The following is an 18,296-nucleotide window of genomic DNA, read 5'->3' on the forward strand; positions in this document are numbered from 1 at the left end:
CAAATGAGAGGCAACTTTGAGCAATAAAATTGTAACTCTAGAAATCAATCTAGAACCTTCTGATAACCGCCGACTAGCAAGTCTATGCGGTCCTTTCGATGATAATATCAAACACTTAGAGCGTCGTTTAGGCGTTGAAATCAGCTACCGAGGCAACTTCTTTACTATCGTGGGTAAACCACATACCTCAGCTGGTGCGTTAGAAATCATCAAAACCCTTTACGTTAACACTGCACCTGTACGTGGCAATATTCCAGATATTGAGCCGGAAGAGATCCACCTAGCGATCAAAGAAACGGGTGTATTGGAGCAAAGTGTTGAATCGAATATCGAACATGGTAAAGAAGTGTTCGTGAAAACCAAGAAAGGCATAATCAAACCGCGCACACCAAACCAAGCTCAATACTTGGTCAACATGGTGACGCACGATATCAGCTTTGGTATTGGCCCTGCTGGTACAGGTAAAACCTATCTTGCTGTTGCCGCCGCGGTAGATGCGTTAGAACGACAAGAGATTCGTCGCATTCTTTTGACACGCCCTGCGGTTGAAGCGGGTGAAAAACTCGGTTTCTTACCGGGTGATTTAAGCCAAAAAGTCGACCCTTACCTGCGCCCTCTTTATGATGCCTTGTTTGAAATGCTCGGTTTTGAGCGTGTTGAAAAACTGATTGAGCGTAACGTCATTGAAGTAGCGCCTTTGGCTTACATGCGCGGTCGAACGCTTAACGATGCCTTCATCATTCTTGATGAAAGTCAGAACACCACTGTAGAACAGATGAAAATGTTCCTGACTCGTATTGGCTTCAACTCACGCGCAGTCATCACGGGTGACGTTACTCAGATTGACTTGCCTCGCGGTGCAAAATCTGGCCTACGTCATGCAATTGAAGTACTAAACGAAGTTGATGACATCAGCTTTAACTTCTTCCTTGCGGATGATGTTGTTCGCCACCCTGTGGTTGCCCGCATCGTAAACGCTTATGAGAAGTGGGAAGCGCAAGACCAAAAAGAGCGCAAAGAGTTTGAAAAGCGTCGCCGTGAAGAACGCGAAGCTAAACTCCTTGAAGCACAAAAAGCAGAACTGGCTCAGTCAGAGCAGGAGAACAAGCAATAATGGCAATTGAACTGGATCTTCAATTGGCGGTCGAACAAGAAGATGGCCTGCCAAGTTTTGAAGATATTCATCTGTGGTTAAGCAAAGCTGTTTCACAATTTCAGCCTCAAGCTGAAGTGACAGTACGCATTGTTGATCAACAGGAAAGCCATCAGCTTAACTTGGAGTACCGTGGTAAAGATAAGCCAACCAATGTGCTTTCTTTCCCATTTGAAGCGCCTCCAGGCATTGAAATGGATTTGCTTGGTGATCTGATAGTATGTCGCCAAGTGGTTGAACAAGAAGCCATTGAGCAAGAAAAACCGCTTTCTGCTCACTGGGCTCATATGATTGTACATGGCAGCCTGCATCTGCTAGGTTATGATCATATCGAGGATGACGAAGCTGAAGAGATGGAGTCCCTCGAAACAGAAATTATGCAATCTATGGGGTTTGAAGACCCATACATCTCTGAAAAGTAGATTGCACAATAGAGTAGCTTTAGTGTTACTCGCTCGTGGAAGGTAAAGCACCGTCTTGTTTACGCTTTACCTTTCAATGTGCGCTATCACACATCTGATAGCACAACGAATTTGAGAAACAATGAACGAAGACAATTCGCCCTCTTCTCTAGAAGGTAAGAAAGAAAAATCTGAAGGTCCGAGTAGAAAGTCCTTCTTTGAACGCTTAGGTCAACTATTCCAAGGTGAACCCAAAGATCGCCAAGAGCTTGTCGAAGTATTTCGCGACTCAGAGGAAAACGACCTGATTGACCATGACACCCGTGACATGCTTGAAGGTGTTATGGAAATCGCCGAAATGCGAGTGCGTGACATCATGATCCCACGCTCGCAAATGGTTACTGTTGAACGCACAGATGATTTAGATGCGCTAGTTGCATTAATCACCGATGCTCAACACTCTCGCTACCCAGTGATCAGCGAAGATAAAGACCATGTGGAAGGCATTCTATTAGCGAAGGACTTACTCAAATACTTAGGTTCAGGCAGCGCTGAGTTCGATATCGAACAAGTGATTCGTCCAGCAGTTGTTGTTCCTGAGAGCAAACGTGTCGATAGACTGCTTAAAGAATTCCGCGAAGAGCGCTACCACATGGCTATTGTGGTAGACGAATTTGGCGGCGTTTCAGGCCTTGTAACCATCGAAGATATCCTTGAGGAAATCGTCGGTGATATCGAAGATGAGTTCGATGACGAGGAAGAGCTGGATATCCGTAAACTCTCCAAACACACTTATGCGGTAAAAGCATTAACCACGATTGAAGAGTTTAACGAAACCTTCGGGACTTCGTTCAGTGATGAAGAAGTAGATACAGTAGGCGGCTTGGTGATGACGACATTTGGTCACTTACCAACGCGTGGTGAAATCGTTGAAATTGATCATTACAGTTTCAAAGTAACCGCTGCTGATAACCGCCGTGTGGTTCAGCTTCAAGTAACGGTTCCAGATCAAGAACCCTTACCTCAACCACTAGAAGAGTGATGATTCACTTTTCTTCTAAAGATTATAACGATGATTAGTACTCTAGTTCATCGCCTAAAGCGGCCCCTAGGGGCCGCTTTTGTTGGCGCCCTTACCACTCTATCTTTTGCTCCCTATCACCTTTGGCCAATTGCCATCGTCAGCGTTGCCCTACTTCTGTGGCTCATCCACGGTCAAAGTGCCAAACGCGCGATGTGGATTGGTTATGCATGGGGTATCGGCCAGTTTGCTACCGGTATTAGTTGGGTTCATGTCAGCATAGATAACTTTGGCGGTATGCCTAAACTCGCCAGCCTGCTTTTGATGGCGCTGTTAGTTGGCTACCTTGCTATCTATTCTGCGCTCTTTACTGGGCTACTCAATCGCTACGCACCTCAACACTCCCGTAGCCGGTATTTATTGGCAGCACCTGCGTTATGGCTAGTCTGTGATTGGCTTCGCGGTTGGGTAATGACCGGATTTCCATGGCTTTGGCTTGGTTATGGACAAATAGAATCACCACTGGCTAGTTTTGCGCCTTTAGGGGGCGTTGAACTCGTCACTCTATTTGTCGTCATGAGTGCTAGCGCGATAGCCTATGTGGCTTTAAACAAACAATGGTCGCTATTGATCATTCCAACTGTCATTTTTGCCACTGGATTTGGGCTACGAAATATCAGTTGGGTTACACCAAACCCAACCAGCACGACAAAAGTTGCTCTTATCCAAGGTAACGTAGATCAAGCGTTAAAATGGGTGCCTAGTGAGCGCTGGCCAACCATTATGAAGTATGTCGATTTAAGCCGTCGTAACTGGGATGCAGATATTATCATTTGGCCTGAAGCCGCTATCCCTGCTTTTGAGTTTGAAATAACGTCGTTCTTATCAAACTTAGATAGCCTTGCGAGCAGTAACGACAGTGCAATCATTACCGGTGTGGTTAACCAAGGTGAAAATCGTCAATTCTATAATAGTATTCTATCACTCGGGCAAAATTCCTATGGTGAATACAACTACGATCTTGAGCAGCGCTACCATAAGCACCACCTACTGCCATTTGGCGAATTTGTGCCTTTCGAATCTATCTTACGTCCAATTGCGCCGCTGTTTAATTTGCCTATGTCATCATTCTCACGCGGTGACTTTGTGCAAAACAACATTGATGCCAATGGCAAACAATTAGCGCCAGCGCTGTGCTATGAGATTATTTTTAGCGAGCAAGTTCGTCAGAACATCAACGACGATACAGATTTTATTTTGACCCTGTCTAATGATGCATGGTTTGGTAATTCAATTGGGCCACTGCAGCACATGGAAATCGCTCGGATGCGAGCCTTAGAGTTCGGTAAGCCGGTAATTCGCTCCACCAACAATGGAGTGACTGCGGTAACCGATTACCGCGGTGAGATTACTGCGCAAATTCCGCAATTTGAGCAACAGGTACTCAAAACTGATGTGGTATCGACCGATGGTCAAACCCCATACCATAAAGTAGGTAGCTGGCCTCTTTACGCATGGGTTCTACTCTGCTTTGGCGCTTTAGCATTGAGGCGTAAAACGACCAAATAATAAAAGGGCTCTCTGAGCCCTTTTCTATGTTTGACGAAGAAACATCTAAGGACGTAGCGCCTTGCGAGAAAAAGCAGTATGACCACATTGAACACATGGAATGATCACCGTCGGATGGTTGTATTCCGTCTGATGGTTACAGTGGTCACACACTAAGACACCTAAACCAATCACCTCCCCCGTTTGATACAGCCCTTGGTGCTCTAAGTCGGCAAACAGCTCTGCCCACTCCACTTTCGTTCTATCAGTGATTTCAAGCATGCCTTGCCAAATAGAGTCGGTAATCATCAAATAAAACGGTCCACTTTTGGACGCTTCATAGTTGTCAGCAAACTCTTTTAAGTCCGATTTCATGTAAGCAGAAATCAGTGACAATTCATCTTTGGTCATATCATTTGCAGCATCAACCACTTTACCGGACGTTTCTAGCACATGGTTGACCTCTTCAGGACTGTGTTTGAGCGCTTCTAGCACATCATCAAACATCTCTTCATAACCGGATTTACGTTTTGGCATGGCAGACCTCCTTCCAACACTATCGAACAGGATTCCCTAAATAACAGGGTTGCAGCTGGGTATAGACTCTTGAGCGGAGTGATTTATCAAGCCATCCTCACTGCAACTTCAAGTATGACGGGGATAACTATTGTTGTGCTTCGCTCCTTTAGGTATTCTATGACGATCAATTATTGTCTGTTCTAACTGAACTCACATTTTCCAAGATAACCGGATATCATCGATGCAAGAGCAATATAACCCGCAAGATATTGAACAGAAGGTTCAACAGCACTGGGACAACAACAAGACCTTTGTTGTAAGTGAAGACCCAAATAAAGAAAAATTCTACTGTCTATCTATGTTCCCGTACCCAAGTGGCCGACTGCACATGGGTCACGTGCGTAACTACACCATCGGTGATGTGGTATCTCGTTTCCAACGCCTGCAAGGCAAAAATGTAATGCAACCAATCGGTTGGGATGCTTTCGGCCTACCGGCAGAAAACGCTGCGGTTAAGAACAACACCGCTCCAGCACCATGGACTTACGAAAACATCGAATACATGAAGAACCAGCTTAAAATGCTAGGTTTGGGCTACGACTGGGAGCGTGAATTCGCTACTTGTACTCCTGAATACTACCGCTGGGAGCAAGAGTTCTTCACTAAGCTTTACGAAAAAGGCCTAGTTTACAAGAAGATGTCGACAGTAAACTGGGATCCAGTAGACCAAACGGTTCTTGCAAACGAACAGGTTGTAGATGGTCGCGGCTGGCGTTCAGGCGCAATCGTTGAGCAAAAAGAGATCCCTCAGTGGTTCATTAAGATCACTGAATACGCTCAAGAGCTAATTGACGATCTAGACAACCTAGACGGTTGGCCTGAAATGGTTAAAACCATGCAGCGCAACTGGATCGGTCGTTCTGAAGGTGTGGAACTTAAGTTTGAAGTGAAAGGTCAGCAAGACCTAGAAGTTTACACAACACGTCCAGACACTCTAATGGGTGTGACTTACGTGGGTATCGCAGCAGGTCACCCTCTAGCAGCAGTAGCAGCAGAGAACAATCCAGATCTTGCAGCGTTCATCGACGAGTGTAAGAACAACAAAGTAGCGGAAGCTGAAATGGCAACAATGGAGAAGAAAGGTATGGCGACTGGCCTTACTGCTATTCACCCATTGAACGGTCGTGAGGTTCCTGTTTACGTAGCTAACTTCGTACTGATGGACTACGGTACAGGCGCTGTAATGGCAGTACCTGCGCACGACCAACGTGACTACGAGTTCGCAACTAAATACGGTCTAGATATCATCCCTGTGATCAAGCCTGCTGATGACAGCGAGTTGAACATCTCTGAAGAAGCGTACACCGAGAAAGGCGTACTGTTCGATTCAGGTGAGTTCGACGGTCTTGATTTCCAAGCGGCATTTGATGCAATTGCTGCGAAGCTAGAAGCTGAAGGTAAAGGCACTAAGACAGTTAACTTCCGTCTACGTGACTGGGGTGTATCTCGTCAACGCTACTGGGGTGCACCAATCCCAATGGTAACGACAGAAGATGGTGAAGTTCACCCAGTACCCGCTGACCAACTACCAGTAATCCTTCCAGAAGACGTGGTAATGGACGGCGTAACTAGCCCTATCAAAGCAGACAAAGAGTGGGCGAAGACAACATTTAACGGTGAACCAGCTCTTCGTGAGACAGATACGTTTGACACATTCATGGAATCTTCTTGGTACTACGCACGTTACTGTTCTCCACAAGCTGACGACATCCTAGATCCAGAAAAAGCAAACTACTGGCTACCTGTAGACCAGTACATCGGTGGTATCGAGCACGCTTGTATGCACCTACTGTACTCTCGCTTCTTCCACAAGCTTCTACGTGATGCTGGCTACGTAACCTCTGACGAGCCGTTCAAGCAATTACTGTGTCAAGGTATGGTTCTGGCTGATGCTTTCTCTTACGAGAACGAAAAAGGCGGTACAGAGTGGGTTGCACCAACTGACGTTGCTGTAGAACGTGACGGCAAAGGCCGCATCACTTCTGCTAAAGACAACGAAGGCCGTGACGTAACACACTCAGGCATGATCAAAATGTCTAAGTCGAAGAACAACGGCATCGACCCACAAGAGATGGTAGACAAGTTTGGTGCTGACACTGTACGTCTATTCATGATGTTTGCATCACCTGCTGACATGACACTTGAGTGGCAAGAGTCTGGCGTTGAAGGCGCAAACCGCTTCCTAAAACGTGTTTGGAAACTGGTTAACGAGCACGCTGCGAAAGGCGAGGCAGAAGCTGTAGATACATCTGCACTTTCTGGCAACCAGAAAGCACTACGCCGTGACGTTCACAAAACAATCGCGAAAGTGACTGACGATATCGCGCGTCGTCAAACCTTCAACACCGCTATCGCTGCAATCATGGAACTGATGAACAAGCTAGCGAAAGCACCTCAAGAATCTGCACAAGACCGTGCAATCCTTGATGAAGCGCTAAAAGCGGTGGTTGCAATGCTTTACCCTATCACTCCACACATCTCTTACGAAATGTGGGCGGGTCTTGGTGAAACAGACATCGACAACGCAGTATGGCCAACTCACGATGAGAATGCCCTAGTTGAAGATGAGAAGACTATCGTTGTTCAAGTTAACGGCAAACTTCGCGCGAAGCTGACTGTAGCGGCTGACGCAAGCAAAGAACACGTTGAAGAGCTTGGTTTAAATGACGAAAACGTTACTAAGTTCACAGATGGGCTAACAATCCGCAAAGTAATTTACGTACCGGGTAAACTACTGAACATCGTAGCTAACTAAAAATAGTTGCTAATCAAGAAAGTGTGCGAACTAATCGCGAATAAATAAGTCTTAAGCAGGGTATGAGCTATGCCCTGCTTTATTTATCTCAAACCATTTTTCATCGGTAAGTGGTTTAAGATAAATAACCCAAATAACAGAGAGCCGTACGTCAATGCGCCTATTTTCCCTTTCGACTTTAAAATTGACTAGCGTTGTTTTAGCAGCGAGTCTTTTGTCTGCTTGTGGTTTCCACTTACGTGGTGATTACTCCATTCCCGAAGAGCTTGAAACTGTATCTCTGACCAGTTATGACCAATACAGCAGCTTTACTCGCATGATGAAAGGTCAACTACGCATGAGTGAAGTCAAAATTGTGCCACCCGCGGAAAACATTCCAAATATTCACCTACTAGGTGAAAGCGTTGGTGAGCGTACTCTTTCGCTGTACCAAAACACTCGTGCGGCGGAAAAAGAACTGACTTTCAGAGCTTCTTATCGCGTAACCATTCCTGAAATGGGTTCAAAGCAATTCTCAACCAGCGTAACGCGCAGTTACTTAGATAACCCGCTTACTGCATTAGCAAAATCGGTTGAGCGCGATATGATCGAAGATGAAATGCGTAAACTAGCGGCGAGCCAAATCATCCGTCAGATGGCGCGTCTAAAGGCAGATTTAGAAGAAAGTGAAACACTGCAAGAGCGCTATGAAGCGCAACTTCAACTCGAAGACGATCAATACGAAGTTCGCACCACAAGTACTGACGATACTGCCACTGGCACTCAGCAGTAAGAGGCAACAATGCGAATTTTTGCTGATCGCCTAGCAGAGCAACTTGCTAAGCAACTGCATCCTATCTATTTATTGTTTGGCAACGAACCACTGCTACTGCAAGAGTCTCGTCAAGCTATTCAAAAATCAGCATTCACACAAGGTTTTGAAGAACGGCATCGATTCGCAATCGATGCCAGTTTTGATTGGAACCAAGTCTACGATTGCTGCCAAGCACTTAGCCTGTTTTCTGCCCGTCAGTTAATTGAGTTAGAGCTACCAGAATCGGGCGTCAACGCTGCTATCGCTAAAGAGCTCGTCAGCATTGCTGACATGCTGCACCCTGATATTTTACTGGTTGTCGTTGGCAGTAAACTGACCAAAGCACAGGAAAATGCCAAGTGGTTTAAAACCCTCTCTAGCCAAGGTTGTTGGGTAAACTGTCTTTCGCCAGATATCCAACGCCTACCGCAGTTTGTTCAAGCCCGCTGCCGTGCCTTAGGTTTAAAACCGGATGCAGAAGCGGTGCAAATGCTAGCACAGTGGCATGAAGGCAACCTATTTGCATTGACGCAAAGCTTAGAAAAACTGGTTCTACTCTACCCTGACGGTCAATTGACCATGGTACGTTTAGAAGAATCTTTAAGTCGTCATAACCACTTTACTGCTTTTCATTGGACGGATGCACTGCTCGCTGGCAAAGCCAACCGCGCCCAACGCGTGCTACGTCAGTTAGAAGCGGAAGGTACTGAAGTGGTTATTTTGGTCAGAACTATTCAAAAAGAGTTAATGCAATTAGTACAAATGCAGCAACAAGCGAGAAATAGCAGTATCGGGCAGGTATTTGACAGTTATCGAATTTGGCAATCAAAGCGCCCCCTCTACTCGGCGGCAATGCAGCGTTTGTCCATCCCAAGATTACAGCAGTTATTGCAACTTCTTACTCAAATTGAAGTACAAAGCAAAACTCAATATGATCAATCGAGCTGGCCATTGTTGCAGCAACTAAGCGCAGAGATGTCTCAACCTCAATTCCAAATATAAAAAGCGTGTTATACTCGCGCGCCTAAAATTAGAGACTACCGATAGTGCATGATGACATGCCAATGAGGAAAAGAACTTGCAAGACCAACAACTGAATGACTTTCTTACAGACAAAGCAGACGACATGAAAGCTGAAAAGATCCAGACTCTGGATGTAAAAGGCAAATCAAGCATCACTGATTATATGATTATCTGTACTGGCACGTCGAAACGTCACGTTGCGTCTATCGCTGACCATGTTGCACGTGAAGCAAAACTAGCGGGCATGACGCCTTTAGCCGTTGATGGTGAAGACGAAGGTGAATGGGTTGTGGTTGATATGGGCACAACTATTTTGCACGTAATGCAAGAAGAACAACGTGAACTTTACCAACTAGAAAAGCTTTGGAGCTAAGCGATGAAGCTGCAGCTGATTGCCGTTGGCACCAAAATGCCAAAGTGGGTTGAAGAAGGCTTTCAAGAATATAAACGCCGTTTCCCACATGACATGCCTCTGGAATTGATTGAAATTGCAGCAGGAAAACGCGGAAAAAACGCTGATATTGCAAGAATTCTGCAAAAAGAAGGCGAAGCTATGCTCGCCGCCGTGCCAAAAGGCAACCGAATTGTTACGCTAGATATCCCAGGTAAGAAGTGGGATACACCACAACTGGCAGAACAGCTAGAAAGCTGGAAGTTAGACGGCCGAGACGTCTCTATTTTGATCGGCGGGCCAGAAGGTTTAGCGCCTGCGTGTAAAGCGGCAGCAGACCAAAGTTGGTCACTTTCAGCCTTAACACTACCTCACCCTTTAGTACGTATTGTAATGGCGGAAAGCCTTTACCGTGCTTGGAGTATCACGGCTAACCACCCGTACCACCGAGAATAAGCATTCATGTTGAGGAAGCGTACCCAGATAAGGGATTACCAAGCAGAAGCGCGACTGTTTAGCAGTCGTGCTATTGTTGCTTTTGTTGGTATCGTAGTCATGATGGGACTATTGGTTGCCAACCTGTACAACATTCAGATCAATCAATATCAAGACTACAAAACTCGCTCCAACGATAACCGAATCAAAGTTGTTCCTATTGCGCCAAACCGTGGCCTTATCTATGACCGGAACGGCAACCTACTAGCGGAAAACCGTCCAGTCTTTAGCTTGGAAGTCATTCCAGAAAAAGTAAAAGACATGGACGCTACCATCGCAGGGTTGCAACAAATTCTCGAGATCACACCTGACCAAGTTGAGCGATTTAACAAAGAGCGCCGTCGTACTCGCCGCTTTAAATCGGTCCCGATTCTTAGTCAGCTCAATCAAGAAGAAGTGGCTAAGTTCTCAGTTCAACAGCACAAATTCCCAGGCGTGTCTGTTAATGCCAGCCTTAAGCGCTACTACCCTTATGGCGACGTACTGACCCACGTGATTGGCTATGTATCTCGAATCAATGATCGCGACATACAACGCCTCATTCGCGAAGAAAAAGACGCCAACTACCAAGCAACTCGTGACATTGGTAAATTAGGCATCGAACGTTTCTACGAAGATATGCTGCACGGTACAGCTGGTTACCAAGAGGTTGAAGTAAACAGCCGCGGCCGAATCATTCGTATCTTGAAGTACGTGCCGCCTAAACCAGGCAAAGACATCGTGCTTAACCTCGATATCAATTTGCAAATGTACATCCATGAGCTGCTAGCAGGCCGTCGTGGTAGTGCCGTGGTGCTTGATCCAAAAGACAATGGCGTTTTAGCTATGGTCTCTAGCCCGAGTTACGACCCGAATGCCTTCGTTCACGGTATTTCAAGCAAAGCCTACAGTGCCCTACTGAACAACAAAGATCGTCCACTGGTTAACCGAGCAACGCTAGGTATCTACCCACCAGCATCAACCATCAAACCTATGATGGCCGTTGCGGCGCTGCAAGAAGAAGTAGTAACGCCTTACACCGTTCGTAATGACCCAGGTTATTGGAAAATTCCTAACTCTAAAACCAAGCCGTTTCGTGACTGGCTCCGTTGGGGACACGGTAAAGTGGATATCATTAAATCAATTGAAGAATCCGTGGATACCTTCTATTACCAAATCGCCTACGATATGGGCATCGACCGCATATCACACTGGATGATGATGTTTGGTTTTGGTGATTACACCGGCATCGATATTCATGAGGAAAGTAAAGCCAACATGCCAACCCGTGATTGGAAGATGGCGCGCCATCGCACTCCTTGGTATCAAGGTGACACCATCCCTGTCGGTATCGGACAAGGCTATTGGACTGCTACTCCGATGCAAATAGCCAAAGCAACATCAGTAGTGGTCAATCGCGGTAAAGTGATTGCCCCTCACCTACTTCGTGCAACGATTGAAAATGGCGATGCTTTTTCTAACCGCTCTCTATCAGAAGTCGAAACTTACCCGCCAATCGAAGGGGTAAAAGAACGCTACTGGGATATTGCCATCGAAGGTATGCGCTTAGTAAACCATGGTAAAAAAGGCACAGCACGACGCTCATTCTACAAAACGCCATATATGAGTGCGGGCAAGTCAGGCACCGCGCAGGTGTTTGGCCTAGGTGAAAACGAAGAATACAACGCAGATGAAATTGCCGAGCACTTACGCGATCACGCTCTATTTACTGGCTTTGCGCCAATTGAAGATCCTGAGCTGATTGTCACTGTCGTTTTAGAAAACGCAGGCGGTGGTTCAAGCAATGGTGCTCCAGTGGTACGTAAAGTGTTTGATCATGTAATTTTGAAAGATAAAGAGGCAGACAAATAATGGACTTTGACCAATCAATCGGCCAAAACCGCTCTCTGTTCGAGCGCTTCCATATTGATGTGCCTCTCTTGCTGGGCATCTTAGTTTTGATGGCCTTTGGTCTCGTAGTGATGTACAGCGCCAGCGGCCAGAGCCTTGCTATGATGGATCGCCAAGCGATGCGGATGGCATTAGCGCTTGGGGTGATGGTATTTTTGGCGCAAATTCCACCACGCACCTATGAAGCGCTTGCCCCTATAATGTTCTTTATGGGCGTGATGCTACTCCTTGGGGTTCTCTTCTTTGGTGAATCTTCCAAAGGCGCTCAGCGTTGGTTGAACTTAGGCTTTATTCGCTTTCAACCGTCGGAATTATTAAAGCTTGCCGTACCCTTGATGGTTGCTCGCTACATAGGTAAACGCGCGCTACCACCAACATTCCAAACTCTAGTGGCTTCATTAGTGATGGTGTTTGTTCCGACTATCTTGATCGCTAAGCAGCCAGACTTAGGTACATCAATTCTCATCGCTGCATCAGGCATCTTTGTTATCTTCTTGGCTGGTATCAGTTGGAGGATCATCTTCGCAGCGGCAGCAGCATTAGGCGCATTCTTACCTATCTTGTGGTTCTTCTTAATGCGAGAGTACCAAAAGGTGCGAGTGAGAACATTGTTCAACCCTGAATCTGACCCTTTAGGCGCTGGATACCATATTATTCAAAGTAAAATTGCGATTGGTTCTGGTGGTATTGTCGGCAAAGGCTGGCTACAGGGAACCCAATCTCAATTGGAATTTCTGCCAGAGCGACACACCGACTTCATCTTTGCCGTTATCGCTGAAGAATGGGGGTTAATCGGTATTCTTGCGTTACTGAGTATATACCTATTCATTATTGGCCGAGGCCTCTTCTTGGCCAGCAAAGCTCAAACTGCCTTTGGCCGCATGATGGCAGGCAGTATTGTTCTTAGCTTCTTTGTTTATGTATTCGTAAACATTGGTATGGTAAGTGGTATCTTACCTGTCGTGGGGGTCCCTCTCCCACTGATCAGTTACGGCGGTACATCCATGGTTACTCTAATGGCAGGTTTTGGTATTTTAATGTCGATTCATACACATAGACGAGCATTCTCTAAGGCAAACTAATGAACCACTGGTACAAACTCACCACTATCGCTTTGCTTGGCGGCATCATGGTTGGCTGTTCTTCCACCCCGGAAGAATCGGAAAAGCAACCAACAAGTCGCTACGAACTGGAAAACGATGTGGCGCCAGAACAGCCAATTTCTGTCGAACATATTGAAGATGCTCGTCCTCAATACGAACCCTATAGCTTAGGCGGTAATAAAGATTACTCACTAAGAGGGGGCAACTATAAAATTATTAAAGATGCCAAAGGCTTTAACCAAAAAGGCCAAGCCTCTTGGTATGGTAAAAAGTTTCATGGCCACCTGACCTCTAATGGTGAGGTTTATGACATGTATTCCATGACTGCGGCTCATAAAACACTGCCGTTACCAAGCTATGTTAAGGTCACCAATACGGATAATGGCAAAACCACCATTGTTCGCGTCAATGACCGTGGCCCATTCCACCCAGGCCGTATCATCGACTTAAGTTACGCTGCCGCAACCAAACTGGATGTCGTGCGTACCGGTACAGCTAACGTGGAAATTGAAGTCATTACGGTTGAGAAACCAACCGCTGAGCACAAGCAGCAAGGTTTACCCAATTACAAAATTCAGGTCGCCTCTTCACAACACAAAGACAGAGTGGAAACTTTAGCGAAAGATCTCGGTCAAAAGCTATCGGTTGGCAGCTTTGTGCTCTCTGAAGATGAGACTCATCGTGTATTTTTAGGCCCATTTGATGACTATACGCTGACGCAACAGATGCTAAAGCAAGTTAAACTTCTGGGTTACTCAAGTGCCTTCGTAAAGAAAAAATAGTGACCAAACTCGATCAAGCCAACAGTCCCGGACTGATTTGGGTTTAGGTTTCTGTTAAGATATGGACAGTTCAAGATAAATCTGTAGTCAATATGAAAAAAACAACGTTAATCAAAACCGTTTTTGCGTCTTCTATTGCGCTTTCAACCACTTTCGCTTTTTCTGCAATGGCTTCCCCTATTGTTGTGCCTGATGCACCACAAATTGCCGCGAAAGGTTTTGTGCTAATGGATTACCATTCAGGTAAAGTTCTGGCGCAAAAAGAGATGGACACCAAACTGTCTCCTGCAAGTTTGACCAAAATGATGACCAGCTATGTCATCGGCCAAGAGCTAGCTCGTGGCAACATCAAAGAAAGCGACGATGTAACCATCAGTAAGAATGCATGGGCGAAAAACTTCCCAGATTCTTCAAAAATGTTCATCGAAGTGGGCACTACGGTCAAAGTAAAAGACCTTAACCGTGGCATCATCATCCAATCAGGTAATGACGCTTGTGTTGCTATGGCTGAGCACATTGCCGGTTCAGAAGATGCTTTCGTCGATCTAATGAACGCGTGGGCTGATACCATCGGCATGGATAACACCCACTTTGCTAACGTGCATGGTCTAGACAACGACGCCCTATACTCAACGCCTTACGATATGGCTCTACTTGGTAGCGCGCTAATTCGCGATGTACCTGAAGAGTACCGTATCTACGCAGAGAAGAAATTCACTTACAACGGCATCACCCAATACAACCGTAACGGCCTACTTTGGGATAAAAGCATGAACGTTGATGGCATCAAAACTGGCCATACAAGCAATGCAGGCTACAGCCTAGTAAGCTCAGCAACTGAAGGCAAAATGCGCCTAGTTGCTGTTGTTATGGGTACTAAGAATGCCAATGCTCGTAAATCAGAAAGCAAAAAGCTTCTGAGCTACGGCTTCCGCTTCTTCGAAACAGTAGCGCCTCATACAGCAGGTGAAACCTTCGTAGAAGAAAAAGTGTGGATGGGCGACAAAGATATGGTTGCACTAGGTCTTGATAAAGACACTTACGTAACACTTCCTCGTGGCCAAGCGAAAAACCTAAAAGCGAGCTTCGTACTTGAAAAAGAACTAGAAGCCCCAATTAGTAAAGGTGACGTAGTTGGTAAGCTATACTACCAACTAGAAGGTGAGGATATTGCTGAGTACCCGCTTCTAGCACTAGAAGACGTACAAGAAGGCAGCCTGTTTAGTCGCCTATGGGATTACATCGTAATGCTAATGAAGAGCTTCTTCTAATAGGTCGCTAACCTAAATATCACGAAGCCGCCTCTGGGCGGCTTTTTGTTTGCTACCGCATATTGTCACCAACCTTGAGATTAAACCGGATTGGCAGTAACATTCGGCGCTGCGAATCGACATTCCAACTTGGAGTTATCAAAATGCTGACTATCAACTCAGATGCAAAACTAAAAGACCTGCTAGAGTTCCCTTGTTCTTTCACATACAAGGTAATGGGCTACGCGAAGCCTGAACTACCAGAGAAGGTACTTGAAGTTATCCAACGCCATGCTCCAGGTGACTACAGTCCATCAGTGAAGCCAAGTGCAAAAGGTAACTACCACTCAGTGTCTGTTACCATCACTGCAACTTCGATTGAACAAGTAGAAACTTTGTACAAAGAACTTGGTGAAATCGACATCGTCCGCATGGTGCTATAATTTTATTTGAAAAAATAAATTATTTTTGAAAGCAGCCTTGAGCTGCTTTTTTGTTATATATCAACTAGATATAAAATTCCCATTCTTTCAAGGGTTAAAAAACTGTTATCAACATATAGTTCAAAGCTAAGAAGCAGTTTATAATCCGATCAATTTATTAATATACATGGACTCTGCAATGCAAAAACCGCTAGTTGTGAAGCATCTCGGCAGACAAGATTACGAGCCAATTTGGCGCGCAATGCATGCCTTTACCGATCAACGCAGTGAAGATACCTGTGATGAAGTTTGGTTCGTGGAACACAACCCAGTTTTTACACAAGGACAAGCGGGAAAAGCAGAACACTTAATCAATACAGGTGATATACCTGTAGTGCAAAGTGACCGAGGAGGACAAGTAACCTACCACGGCCCAGGCCAAATGGTGGTGTACTTCCTAATTAACTTACGCCGGAAAAAGTTAGGTGTGCGAGATCTCGTTACTCACATAGAGAACCTCGTGATAAATACACTGAAGGCTTACAATATAGAATCAGCAGCCAAGCCGGATGCGCCTGGTGTTTACGTTGATAATAAGAAAATTTGCTCACTCGGTTTACGCATTCGCAAAGGATGTTCATTCCACGGGCTAGCGCTCAACGTAAATATGGATCTTGCGCCTTTCCTTCGCATTAACCCATGTGGTTATGCTGGTATGGAAATGGCTCAAGTAAGCCAATTAGGCGGGCCTGACAAGGTCGAAAACGTTGCTGAACAACTATTAAAAGAACTCGTGACTTTGTTGGATTACCAACAGATAGAAGTCAGTACAGAAGTCCCAAACTATAAGTAATTGAAGCATGAGTAAACCAATCCAAATGGAAAAAGGCGTTAAGTATCGCGACGCCGACAAAATGGCACTGATTCCAGTGAAGAATATGCCTGTTGAGCAGAAAGAAGTTCTGCGCAAACCGGACTGGATGAAGATCAAGCTGCCTGCAGATAGCCAACGTATTCAAGACATCAAGTCAGCAATGCGTAAAAACAACCTGCACTCCGTTTGTGAAGAGGCCTCATGCCCTAACCTTGCTGAATGTTTTAACCACGGTACCGCGACCTTTATGATCTTAGGCGCAATCTGTACTCGTCGTTGTCCTTTCTGTGATGTTGCCCATGGCCGCCCAGTGACACCTGAAGAAGGTGAACCACAAAAGCTGGCGCAAACCATCAAAGACATGAAGTTAAAATACGTCGTAATCACCTCAGTTGACCGTGATGACTTACGTGATGGCGGTGCACAGCACTTCGCTGACTGTAACCGAGAAATCCGCAAGCTTAACCCAAGCATCAAGATTGAAACCTTGGTTCCTGACTTCCGTGGTCGTATGGATGTTGCGCTTGATTTAATGCACGACAACCCGCCAGATGTGTTTAACCACAACTTGGAAACGGCACCACGTCTATATCGCAAGGTTCGCCCAGGCGCTAACTACAAATGGTCTCTAAACCTACTGAAGAAGTTTAAAGAGCAGCACCCACACATCCCAACCAAATCTGGTGTGATGATGGGTCTTGGCGAAACCAAAGAAGAGATCGTTGAAGTACTGAAAGATCTTCGTGAGCACGGCGTAACTATGCTGACCCTTGGCCAATACCTTGCGCCAAGCCGTCACCACTTGCCAGTAGAGCGTTACGTTCCACCATCAGAGTTTGATGAGCTTAAAGAGATTGCCTTAGAGCTTGGCTTTACTCATGCGGCGTGTGGCCCATTTGTTCGCTCTTCTTACCACGCCGATCTGCAAGCGCAAGGTGTGGAAGTTAGCTAATAATTGCAAAAAAACATGAACTGAATAATAAAGCCAGCACGTCGCTGGCTTTTTTATTATCGCTAACTTGAATCCGCAGATCGCCACTTCTAGGCTTAAAAATATCTTCAATCTTATTCACAAGATTGCTCATATAAGCACCGTCAGAGTGCGTCACCTAAAAGGATTCAGCCATGATTAGATTTGGATTGTTCGCAGTGATATCCGCCCTGATACTCGCCGCCTGCTCAAACTCAGAGCAGCAAGATAACTTTCGAGAAGCCTCATTCGAGCTCTGCAATACCGAAGTCGATATTTACTCGGTAAGCGATGATGGCCGCGTACGTATTTTATGCTCCGATGGTTCTAAGTTCGCACTCACCACTGAAAACACCCTTGCGACCATGCGAGATATTAATATCGACTACTGTGATGGTGAAGGGCTGGGTAAATTCAACGAAAGCTCCAAATACTATTCGTTCAAATGCAAATCCGGCACCCTGCTCAGCATCGCCAAATAATCGAAGAAAACCTCCCCCACCCAAATACAAAAAGACTCCAACCGGAGTTTTTTATCATTCTATCGTTTTCAAAGTAGATGAGCGGAATTCAAGGAGAACACACGGAATTTGCGCGCACAAAAAAAGCTCCCATCAAGGAGCTTCTATCACGATTTTCAAACTGAATTGTCTCTAGTTCAAGGAAAAGGCGCGCAGTTTACAACTGTAAATGAGCACCTATTAAACGCAAAAAGGGCTCAATAAGAGTAATGCCGATCAGTTAAGAAATTTTTGAGATCATTTGACCGATCCTCAAAAAGCTTCAAAATCCGATATTAGGAAACTAATATCGGATTTTTTTATGCCTTTAGAAAGCCAACTTGCG

At 45.6% G+C, this 18,296-nt stretch carries 18 protein-coding genes; 17 read left to right on the forward strand and 1 reads right to left on the reverse strand.

The annotated features are described in order from the left end of the window. The first annotated feature begins 16 nt into the window (after positions 1 to 16). The 4 genes from MU515_RS04430 to lnt all read left to right on the forward strand — a co-directional run bounded on the left by MU515_RS04430 (position 17) and on the right by lnt (position 4,144). A complete protein-coding gene (locus tag MU515_RS04430) occupies positions 17 to 1,114 on the forward strand; it encodes a PhoH family protein (protein ID WP_260259138.1) in 1,098 nt (365 codons plus the stop codon). After that, positions 1,114 to 1,575: an rRNA maturation RNase YbeY gene (gene ybeY / locus MU515_RS04435; RefSeq protein WP_260259139.1), complete on the forward strand. Its 462-nt coding sequence runs from the start codon at positions 1,114 to 1,116 to the stop codon at positions 1,573 to 1,575. The genes MU515_RS04430 and ybeY overlap by 1 nt, the downstream gene beginning before the upstream one ends. A gap of 121 nt (positions 1,576 to 1,696) precedes the next feature. Continuing rightward, entirely contained in the window at positions 1,697 to 2,596 is a 900-nt protein-coding gene (gene corC, locus MU515_RS04440) for a CNNM family magnesium/cobalt transport protein CorC (RefSeq protein ID WP_260259140.1), read from the forward strand. Between the two features lie 30 nt (positions 2,597 to 2,626). Continuing rightward, a complete protein-coding gene (gene lnt, locus MU515_RS04445; RefSeq protein ID WP_260259141.1) occupies positions 2,627 to 4,144 on the forward strand; it encodes an apolipoprotein N-acyltransferase in 1,518 nt (505 codons plus the stop codon). 45 nt (positions 4,145 to 4,189) lie between these two features. On the opposite strand, the gene MU515_RS04450 is transcribed toward lnt, so the two are convergent. Further along, on the reverse strand, positions 4,190 to 4,660 hold the full coding sequence (locus MU515_RS04450; protein WP_260259142.1) for a zinc ribbon-containing protein: 471 nt from the start codon (positions 4,658 to 4,660) through the stop codon (positions 4,190 to 4,192). A 223-nt stretch (positions 4,661 to 4,883) separates the two neighbouring features. Here MU515_RS04450 and leuS point away from each other — a divergent pair, with 223 nt between their 5' ends. From leuS to MU515_RS04515, 13 genes are all read left to right on the forward strand, one after another. Then, on the forward strand, positions 4,884 to 7,457 hold the full coding sequence (gene leuS, locus MU515_RS04455) for a leucine--tRNA ligase (protein ID WP_260259143.1): 2,574 nt from the start codon (positions 4,884 to 4,886) through the stop codon (positions 7,455 to 7,457). A gap of 154 nt (positions 7,458 to 7,611) precedes the next feature. Continuing rightward, on the forward strand, positions 7,612 to 8,229 hold the full coding sequence (locus MU515_RS04460; protein WP_260259144.1) for an LPS-assembly lipoprotein LptE: 618 nt from the start codon (positions 7,612 to 7,614) through the stop codon (positions 8,227 to 8,229). 9 nt (positions 8,230 to 8,238) lie between these two features. Next, a complete protein-coding gene (gene holA, locus MU515_RS04465; protein WP_260259145.1) occupies positions 8,239 to 9,252 on the forward strand; it encodes a DNA polymerase III subunit delta in 1,014 nt (337 codons plus the stop codon). Positions 9,253 to 9,328: 76 nt separating this feature from the next. Further along, entirely contained in the window at positions 9,329 to 9,646 is a 318-nt protein-coding gene (rsfS, locus tag MU515_RS04470; RefSeq protein WP_260259146.1) for a ribosome silencing factor, read from the forward strand. Positions 9,647 to 9,649: 3 nt separating this feature from the next. After that, positions 9,650 to 10,120, forward strand: coding sequence for a 23S rRNA (pseudouridine(1915)-N(3))-methyltransferase RlmH (gene rlmH, locus MU515_RS04475; RefSeq protein WP_260259147.1), 471 nt, complete (start codon positions 9,650 to 9,652; stop codon positions 10,118 to 10,120). A gap of 6 nt (positions 10,121 to 10,126) precedes the next feature. Continuing rightward, on the forward strand, positions 10,127 to 12,010 hold the full coding sequence (gene mrdA, locus MU515_RS04480) for a penicillin-binding protein 2 (protein ID WP_260259148.1): 1,884 nt from the start codon (positions 10,127 to 10,129) through the stop codon (positions 12,008 to 12,010). Then, positions 12,010 to 13,131 carry a rod shape-determining protein RodA gene (gene rodA, locus MU515_RS04485; protein ID WP_260259149.1) on the forward strand — a complete coding sequence of 374 codons (1,122 nt, stop codon included), beginning with the start codon at positions 12,010 to 12,012 and terminating at the stop codon, positions 13,129 to 13,131. The genes mrdA and rodA overlap by 1 nt, the downstream gene beginning before the upstream one ends. Further along, positions 13,131 to 13,934 carry a septal ring lytic transglycosylase RlpA family protein gene (locus MU515_RS04490; RefSeq protein ID WP_279256766.1) on the forward strand — a complete coding sequence of 268 codons (804 nt, stop codon included), beginning with the start codon at positions 13,131 to 13,133 and terminating at the stop codon, positions 13,932 to 13,934. Before rodA ends, MU515_RS04490 begins: the two co-directional genes overlap by 1 nt. Before the next feature lie 92 nt (positions 13,935 to 14,026). After that, positions 14,027 to 15,205: a serine hydrolase gene (locus tag MU515_RS04495; protein ID WP_260259150.1), complete on the forward strand. Its 1,179-nt coding sequence runs from the start codon at positions 14,027 to 14,029 to the stop codon at positions 15,203 to 15,205. Positions 15,206 to 15,348: 143 nt separating this feature from the next. After that, positions 15,349 to 15,627, forward strand: a complete 279-nt coding sequence (gene ybeD / locus MU515_RS04500; RefSeq protein ID WP_006957352.1) for a DUF493 family protein YbeD — start codon at positions 15,349 to 15,351, stop codon at positions 15,625 to 15,627. A gap of 178 nt (positions 15,628 to 15,805) precedes the next feature. Next, positions 15,806 to 16,459 carry a lipoyl(octanoyl) transferase LipB gene (gene lipB / locus MU515_RS04505; RefSeq protein WP_260259151.1) on the forward strand — a complete coding sequence of 218 codons (654 nt, stop codon included), beginning with the start codon at positions 15,806 to 15,808 and terminating at the stop codon, positions 16,457 to 16,459. 7 nt (positions 16,460 to 16,466) lie between these two features. Further along, on the forward strand, positions 16,467 to 17,432 hold the full coding sequence (lipA, locus tag MU515_RS04510; RefSeq protein ID WP_260259152.1) for a lipoyl synthase: 966 nt from the start codon (positions 16,467 to 16,469) through the stop codon (positions 17,430 to 17,432). A 173-nt stretch (positions 17,433 to 17,605) separates the two neighbouring features. Next, positions 17,606 to 17,932, forward strand: a complete 327-nt coding sequence (locus MU515_RS04515) for a hypothetical protein (RefSeq protein WP_260259153.1) — start codon at positions 17,606 to 17,608, stop codon at positions 17,930 to 17,932. Positions 17,933 to 18,296: the final 364 nt, after the last annotated feature.

Origin of the sequence: Vibrio intestinalis, from assembly GCF_025195085.2 — a bacterium.
Classification (GTDB): Bacteria; Pseudomonadota; Gammaproteobacteria; order Enterobacterales; family Vibrionaceae; genus Vibrio; species Vibrio intestinalis.

What these genes read in the sequence shown, in the direction of transcription:
- ybeY (WP_260259139.1), top strand. Translation starts at nt 1,114, where the DNA reads ATGGCAATTGAACTGGATCTTCAATTGGCGGTCGAACAAGAAGATGGC.
- corC (WP_260259140.1), top strand. Translation starts at nt 1,697, where the DNA reads ATGAACGAAGACAATTCGCCCTCTTCTCTAGAAGGTAAGAAAGAAAAA.
- lnt (WP_260259141.1), top strand. Translation starts at nt 2,627, where the DNA reads ATGATTAGTACTCTAGTTCATCGCCTAAAGCGGCCCCTAGGGGCCGCT.
- MU515_RS04450 (WP_260259142.1), bottom strand. Translation starts at nt 4,660, where the DNA reads ATGCCAAAACGTAAATCCGGTTATGAAGAGATGTTTGATGATGTGCTA.
- leuS (WP_260259143.1), top strand. Translation starts at nt 4,884, where the DNA reads ATGCAAGAGCAATATAACCCGCAAGATATTGAACAGAAGGTTCAACAG.
- MU515_RS04460 (WP_260259144.1), top strand. Translation starts at nt 7,612, where the DNA reads ATGCGCCTATTTTCCCTTTCGACTTTAAAATTGACTAGCGTTGTTTTA.
- holA (WP_260259145.1), top strand. Translation starts at nt 8,239, where the DNA reads ATGCGAATTTTTGCTGATCGCCTAGCAGAGCAACTTGCTAAGCAACTG.
- rlmH (WP_260259147.1), top strand. Translation starts at nt 9,650, where the DNA reads ATGAAGCTGCAGCTGATTGCCGTTGGCACCAAAATGCCAAAGTGGGTT.
- mrdA (WP_260259148.1), top strand. Translation starts at nt 10,127, where the DNA reads ATGTTGAGGAAGCGTACCCAGATAAGGGATTACCAAGCAGAAGCGCGA.
- rodA (WP_260259149.1), top strand. Translation starts at nt 12,010, where the DNA reads ATGGACTTTGACCAATCAATCGGCCAAAACCGCTCTCTGTTCGAGCGC.
- MU515_RS04490 (WP_279256766.1), top strand. Translation starts at nt 13,131, where the DNA reads ATGAACCACTGGTACAAACTCACCACTATCGCTTTGCTTGGCGGCATC.
- MU515_RS04495 (WP_260259150.1), top strand. Translation starts at nt 14,027, where the DNA reads ATGAAAAAAACAACGTTAATCAAAACCGTTTTTGCGTCTTCTATTGCG.
- ybeD (WP_006957352.1), top strand. Translation starts at nt 15,349, where the DNA reads ATGCTGACTATCAACTCAGATGCAAAACTAAAAGACCTGCTAGAGTTC.
- lipB (WP_260259151.1), top strand. Translation starts at nt 15,806, where the DNA reads ATGCAAAAACCGCTAGTTGTGAAGCATCTCGGCAGACAAGATTACGAG.
- lipA (WP_260259152.1), top strand. Translation starts at nt 16,467, where the DNA reads ATGAGTAAACCAATCCAAATGGAAAAAGGCGTTAAGTATCGCGACGCC.
- MU515_RS04515 (WP_260259153.1), top strand. Translation starts at nt 17,606, where the DNA reads ATGATTAGATTTGGATTGTTCGCAGTGATATCCGCCCTGATACTCGCC.